This is a genomic window from Micromonospora sp. M51, from assembly GCF_018070305.1.
Lineage (GTDB): Bacteria > Actinomycetota > Actinomycetes > Mycobacteriales > Micromonosporaceae > Micromonospora > Micromonospora parva.
This window is the reverse complement of sequence record NZ_JAGPXZ010000319.1, coordinates 1-6534: the sequence shown is the minus strand read 5'-3', so window position 1 is coordinate 6534 and position 6534 is coordinate 1. Positions and strand designations below refer to the sequence as shown.

General features: G+C 70.5%; 4 protein-coding genes and 1 pseudogene. 2 read left to right on the top strand and 3 right to left on the bottom strand.

Going from position 1 to position 6534, the window contains the following annotated elements; all coding sequences use genetic code 11:
• Positions 1-2682, bottom strand: a 2682-nt coding sequence (locus KBX53_RS17945) for a LuxR C-terminal-related transcriptional regulator (RefSeq protein ID WP_309140795.1), incomplete at its 3' end; no start/stop codon positions are given.
• A gap of 146 nt (positions 2683-2828) precedes the next feature.
• Between KBX53_RS17945 and KBX53_RS17940 the strand changes: the two genes are divergently transcribed.
• On the top strand, positions 2829-3185 hold the full coding sequence (locus KBX53_RS17940) for a VOC family protein (RefSeq protein WP_210860485.1): 357 nt from the start codon (positions 2829-2831) through the stop codon (positions 3183-3185).
• Between the two features lie 113 nt (positions 3186-3298).
• Positions 3299-3904 carry a glyoxalase gene (locus KBX53_RS17935; RefSeq protein WP_210860484.1) on the top strand — a complete coding sequence of 202 codons (606 nt, stop codon included), beginning with the start codon at positions 3299-3301 and terminating at the stop codon, positions 3902-3904.
• Positions 3905-4001: 97 nt separating this feature from the next.
• Here the strand turns inward: KBX53_RS17935 and KBX53_RS17930 are convergent, their stop codons facing one another.
• Both KBX53_RS17930 and KBX53_RS17925 read right to left on the bottom strand, forming a co-directional pair.
• Positions 4002-5255 carry an iron-containing alcohol dehydrogenase gene (locus KBX53_RS17930; RefSeq protein ID WP_210860483.1) on the bottom strand — a complete coding sequence of 418 codons (1254 nt, stop codon included), beginning with the start codon at positions 5253-5255 and terminating at the stop codon, positions 4002-4004.
• A 63-nt stretch (positions 5256-5318) separates the two neighbouring features.
• Positions 5319-6518: pseudogene (locus tag KBX53_RS17925) on the bottom strand (NAD-dependent succinate-semialdehyde dehydrogenase); the annotation flags it as partial.
• Positions 6519-6534: the final 16 nt, after the last annotated feature.

Below are 6534 nucleotides of genomic sequence, written 5' to 3'. Positions count from 1 at the left end.
CTGGTATCGGCAGCCGGCGGCGTCGAACGTACCTGCCGCAGCGAGCAGCGCCTGTTGATCGCCGTCGAGCAGCGCTTCCGCTCGTTGCACCATGGCCTCCGCGACGACGTTGCCGGCCCCGACGGTCCTGGCCTCGGCCAGATGGTCACGAGCGCCCGGGCCCCCGGCGAGCACCGCGGCCTCGGCGCGCAGCGCGACATACCAGTGCAACCAGATCCAGGTGACTGACTTCCACACGTCGCCCGGCTCGGGGGCCATCCGTTCCAGCGCCTCTGGCGCCTGCCCCCGGTGCAGCAGCAGCATCGCGTCGAAGACCGGTCCGTAGCCATAGGTCTGTTCGTGTGAGACGCCGAGCTGTTTCAGGACCGCGGTCCAGACGCTCTGGGCCTCCCGATCGTCACGGAGACCATGGATCATCGCAACGCCGGCTGCCGCAGGACCGAGGACTGACCTGGCGGGGCTGCCGGCCCGCTGCCACGCGTCGAGGAACCGCACACTGCCGGCCAGTACGTCGTCGGTGTTACCCGCGAGCGCGTCGGCCACCAGCAGCCAACTGGTGGCACGATGACCAACCTCCACGAGCAGCGGGTGGTCGGCGATCTGCCGTGCCAACCGGCGGGCGGCTGGCAGATCGCCCGCGCCAAGGCTGGCCTCGGTGGCGTTGCCGAGGGCGTCGAGCAGTTCATGGGTGTTGGCCGGGGCAGCTGGTAGGGACGAGAGCAGCGCGACCCGGCGTCGCGCCGTGGCTGCGCTGGTGAACGTCTCGCCGGCCCAGCACTGGGCACCGGTGAGCGCATCGAGCGCCGCGGCCTCGGCGAGCGGGTCGCGCGTTCGGTGTGCGAGTGTGACGGCCCGCTCGGCGCGCGCGATCGTCTCGGGTACCGCGTTGTCGGGTGGGCCCTGGGCTGCGCCGAACGCGTCGCTGAGCACCCCAGCCTCGGCCAGCGCCACCGCGGCCTGGGCGGCCGGGTCGTCGCCGGCCAGCTCTCGTGCCTCGCGGATGAGCGCGATCGACTCCTCCGGCGGCGGAAGTAGTTCGAACCTGCTCCAGAACCGGTAGGTGTTGGTGGCAGCGGTCGCCAGGTCGGAGGCGGCACCGGCGGCATCTCCCGCTCGGCGGGCGGCCTGCGCGGCCGCCTGCCAAAGACGGTGCATGTCGTCACCGCGCATGCGGCATCCCGCCACGGCAGCGGCGTGCCGGAGCATCGATGCCTCGGCAGCGGGCTCGACAGCGAGCGCGGCCGCCTGCTCATACCGCAGCTGAGACTCGCCGACCAGGTTACGAATGAAGGCCATCTCCGCCAGCTGGCGGGCAAGGTGATAGGCGTCCATGCGTTGCTCCGGCCGGTCGACCGCCCACGACAGCGCGGCGCGAAGCTCGTCCGCCACCGGGTCGAACCGGGCACGCCAATCCGCCCGCACCACCGCAAGGTCAGCGGCAGTCGCCAGACACCAGCGAAGGTGCCGGTGACGGGACTCCACCAGCTCGCCGGCCTCGGCGAGCCGCTCCGTCCCGTACTGGCGGATGGGTTCCAGCGCCCGGTACTCGGTTCCACCAGGGAACGTCCTCACCACCAGCAGGCTCTGTTCAGCGAGCCGGGCCAGCCCGTCGGCGACGATGCCCTCCTCCGTCTCGGCTACCTCCGCCGCAGCCGAAGTGGTGAACGGCGCCACGAAGACCGACACCCGGCGCAGCAGCGCCCGGTCGGCAGGCTCCAGCAGGGCGTGGCTCCAGTCCAGTGTGGCGCGCACCGACCGGTGCCGGTCATCGGTACGGGCACCGCCGGTGAGCATTCGGAGCGGATGGGACAGGGCGGCGGTGATGCCATCCAGACCCAGCATCGGATAGCGTGCGGCAGCCAACTCGATCGCCAACGCCATTCCGTCGAGGCGCTCACAGATCGAGGCGACCTGGTCGCGCAGCGGAGGATCCAGCGGCCAGCCCACCGCTGCCGCCCGTTGCATGAACAACGCGACCGCGTCCGACTCGCCGTCGACACCCAGCGACAGCGGCGGCACCGGATACACCCGCTCGAACGGCACCATGAGCCGTGCCCGACTGGTAGCCAGCACCGTCACTGCCGGACACGCCGCCAAGAGCCGCTCGAGAAGGACCGCCACCCCGTCCAGTACGTGTTCGCAGTTGTCGAGCACCAGCAACGCCTGACGGTCGGCCAACGCGGCGAGAACGGACTCGGTCATGTCCCGACCGGGCTGCTCGCCCAGACCGAGCGCCACGGCGACCGCAGCCGCGATCATGTCGGGGTCGGCGACCGGAACCAGATCGACGAACCACACACCGTCGGGGTAGTCACCACCTGCGTGCGAGGCCACCGCCAGCGCGAGGCGGGTCTTGCCCACTCCGCCCGGCCCGACCGCACTCACCTGACGGTGAGCCCGGATCAGCTCGCTCAGCTCAGCTCGCTCGCTCACCCGACCGACGAACGAGGTCAGCGGGGCCGGCAGAACCGGCGCCTGGGGCGCGGCACCACCGCCGGCCACCTCACGCGCCCGCTGGGCGAGCGCACGGCGATCCGGGACCTCCAGCTTGCGCAGCAGCGAGGAGTCGTGTGTCTCCACGGTACGCACCGAGATGAAGAGTCGTGCGCCGATCTCCGCGTTGCTGAGATGGTCTCCGAGCAGGGCAAGCACCTCGGCTTCCCGAGGGGAGACGTCAACCACCACCCCATTCTGTCGTACGCCTCTCCGTGTGCCGGTTCCGTGGTCGACTCCGTGGTCGCCACGGATCCGCGCCGGGCATGCCGGAGGACATGCTGTGGACACGCAACCGACCGGGCCGGCAGCGGCCCGCGACCTAGGGAGTGACCATGGCGAACTCGTCCACGCAGGGCATCCGGACCGTGCTGCAACCGGTGTCGGATCTGGCCAGCGCCACGGCGGTGTACGAGGCGCTGCTCGGCGTACCGCCGACGGACGAATCGGTCTACTACGTCGGCTTCAACGCGGCCGGCCAGCACATCGGCCTGGTGCCGGGCGGTGGACCGCAGGGCCTGACCGCGCCCCTGACCTACTGGCACGTCACGGACATCGAAGCGAAGCTGGCCGAGCTGAGCGCCGTCGGCGCCACGGTGACCGAAGCGGCACACGATGTCGGCGGCGGCCGCCTCGTGGCTACCGTCGCCGATCCCGACGGCAACCTGTTGGGACTGCTTCAGGACAGGTGAGCGGCAGGGCTCGTCCGAGCCGCCGTCGCGATCAGCACCGCCAGATCCCCGATCCGCCTTCACTCCTTCGCGGTCCGGCAACCGAGAACCGCACAGCCCGAAAGGAACCACTCATGCTCACCATCGACTCCGTCACGCTCGAAGTGCCGGCCCCGGCGCCCGCCCAGGACTTCTACACCGCGGCCTTCGGCCTCGGTCCCCGTCTGCGCGTCGGCGCGTCGGACGCACCCACCACCGGTTTCCGTGGCTTCGCCGTCTCGCTCTTGGTGTCCCAGCCGGGCACCGTCAACAGCCTCTTCGGCGATGCCCTTGCCGGCGGAGCGACGACACTGAAGCCGGCCGCGAAGAGCTTCTGGGGCTACGGCGGGGTACTGCGTGACCCGTACGGCACGATCTGGAAGATCGCGACATCGGCGAAGAAGGACACCGGACCGGCCAACCGGCACATCGACGAGATGGTGCTCCTGCTGGGAGTGGACGACGTCGCCGCGACCAAACGGTTCTACGTCGACCACGGTCTCACCGTGGCCAAGAGCTTCGGCCGCAAGTACGTCGAGTTCGCCACGTCGAACATCAAGCTGGCGCTGTACGGCCGTCGTGCCGCCGCCAAGGACGCGGGCGTCTCGCCCGACGGCACCGGATCACACCGGCTCGTCATCGGCAGCGGCGCCGGAACCTTCACCGACCCTGACGGTTTCGAGTGGAAGGCCGGCGAATGAAACCGCCGCCCACGTCGGCGTGCCGGGAATCGCCGACGCCGCGCTGCTCACGACGTGTGCCGAGGGCTGACGGTACGGGCCCCCGGGACGGTCGTCGTCAGGAGAAAGGCAGGTCGCTGGCTGTGCTCGGGGTCAGGACGTGTCGGGTCCGGTCCCCGGTCCAGGCCGCTTCGAGGATCGCGGTCAGGCTGGCGGTGTCGGTCGGACCCGGATGGTTCTGGATCAACCGGGTGACGCCACTGGCCATCTCCGCGAAGCGCGGCAGGTCCGCGCGGGCCACGCCGATGTCGGCCAGGGTGCGGGGGATGCCGATGTCGGCAAGGAGCCCGTCGAGCCAGGTGAGGAACACCTCCGCGGCCTCGGCGTCGGAGGCGTCGGCGACGTCGAGCCCGCACACCCGGGCGAGGACGGCCAACCGGTCGGCGATGGCGTCCCTCGCCGCGTCCAGCGCGTAGGGCAGCAGCAGCCCGACGCCCAGGCCGTGCGGCGTGTGCGTGGCCGCGCCGATGGGGTACTGGAGAGCGTGCGGGGCCGCGTTGCCCGCGTGGGAGAAGGCGATCCCGGCGAGCATGGACCCGTAGGACATGTCCGCGCGGGCGTCCGTGTCGCCTCCGTTGCTGACGGCACGACGCAGGCTACGGGCGATCCGTTCCGCGGCCAGCAGCGCGTAGTGGTCGGTGACCGGGTTGCGACCGAGGAAGACCTGCTCCACCGGGTCGCGCGGTCCGTGGGCGCGGGGCCGCGCGGTGTAGCTCTCCACCGCGTGGCAGAACGCGTCGATGCCCGAGTGGGCGGTGACGCTCGCCGGGCAGGAGTAGGTGAGTTCGGGGTCGACGATGGCGAAGTCGGGCACGATGTGGACGCTGGAGACGCCGACCTTCAGTTCGCGGTCCGGGTCGGTCAACACCGAGACGGGGGTGAGCTCCGAGCCGGTGCCCGACGTCGTCGGGACAGCCACGAGAGGGATCGTCGGCCCCGGCACCTTCGACTCGCCGTAGAAGTCGCGTGGCGTCCCACCGTGGCACCGGATGACGCCGACGATCTTGGCGAGGTCGATCACCGTGCCGCCCCCGATGGCGAGGATCACGTCGGCGTCCACCTTGGCGGCGGCCGAGACGGCCAGTGCGACATCGGTCAGCGGCACGTCGGGAGTCGCGTCGGCGAACACCTCGACGGCCTCGACCTTCTCCCGCACGGCGGCCAGGATCTCGGCCACCCCCGGCTGCCGGAGAAGAACCTGGTCGGTCACGACGAGGACTCGCGAGCCACTCTCGGCCACCACTCGTGGGATGTTCTGCGCGACCCCTTCGCCCACTATCAGTTGGCGTGGTCCGCGGACGGTCTCAAGCATGTCGGTGCCTCTCCGGAACGTCGGCGGCGATGGGCGGGGCGGGTGCCCGGGGTGGCAGGTCGGTCACGGCAGGTCGATCGCCGCGTAGGTGACGTCGAGATACTCGAGGATTCCCTCGTGTGATCCCTCCTTGCCGATCCCGGACTGCTTCACGCCACCGAACGGAGCTGACGGATCCGATATCAGGCCACGGTTGATGCCGAGCATCCCGGTGTCCAGCCCTTCGGCGAACCGCAGCGCCCGCTGAAGGTCACGGGTGAAGATGTACCCGACCAGGCCGTACTCGGTGTCGTTGGCCTTCGCCATCACCTCGTCGTCGGACGTGAACGAGATGATCGGCGCGACCGGGCCGAAGATCTCCTCCTGCAGCATCCGCGCATCGTCGGGCACGTCGGCGAGGACTGTGGGCGGGTAGAAGTGGCCCGGCCCATCCGGACGCTCACCGCCCACCAGGACCCGGGCGCCGCGGTCGACCGCGTCGGCGACGAGCTCGTCAATCTTGGCGACCGAGACCTCGTCGATCAACGCCCCGACGGTCACGCCGTCGTCGAGACCATGGCCCATCGACAGCGCGCCCATCCGCTCGGCGAAGCGCGCCGTGAACTCCTCGCGCACCGGCTCCTCGACGTAGATCCGGTTGGCCGCGATGCAGGACTCCCCGATGTTGCGCATCTTGGCCACCATGGCGCCGTCGAGCGCGACGTCCAGGTCCGCGTCGGCACACACGATCAGGGCCGCGTTGCCGCCCAGTTCCATTGAGGTACGCAGCACGTTGTCCGCTGCCTGTCGCAGCAGCACGCGCCCGACCTCGGTCGACCCGGTGAACGAGAGCTTGCGGGTCCGACCGTCGGCCAGCAGCGCGGAGACCACCGCGCCGGAACGCTTGGTGGTCACCACGTTGACCACCCCCGGGGGTATGCCGACCTCCTCCATGATGCGGGCCAGCAACAGCATGGTGAGTGGCGTCTGGGCCGCCGGCTTGGTGATCGTCGTGCAGCCCGCCGCCAGGGCGGGAGCGATCTTGCGGGCACCCATGGCCAACGGGAAGTTCCAGGGCGTCACGAAGACGCACGGCCCGACCGGCTTCGGTACGGTGAGGATGCGGTATCCACCTGCGGGAGCGGTGTTGTACCGGCCCTCGACGCGCACCGCCTCCTCGGCGAACCAGCGGAAGAACTCGGCGCCGTAGGCCACCTCCGCCCGAGCCTCGGCGAGCGGCTTGCCCATCTCGAGCGTGATCAGCCGGGCGACCTCCTCGGATCGCCCGGCTGATCACGCT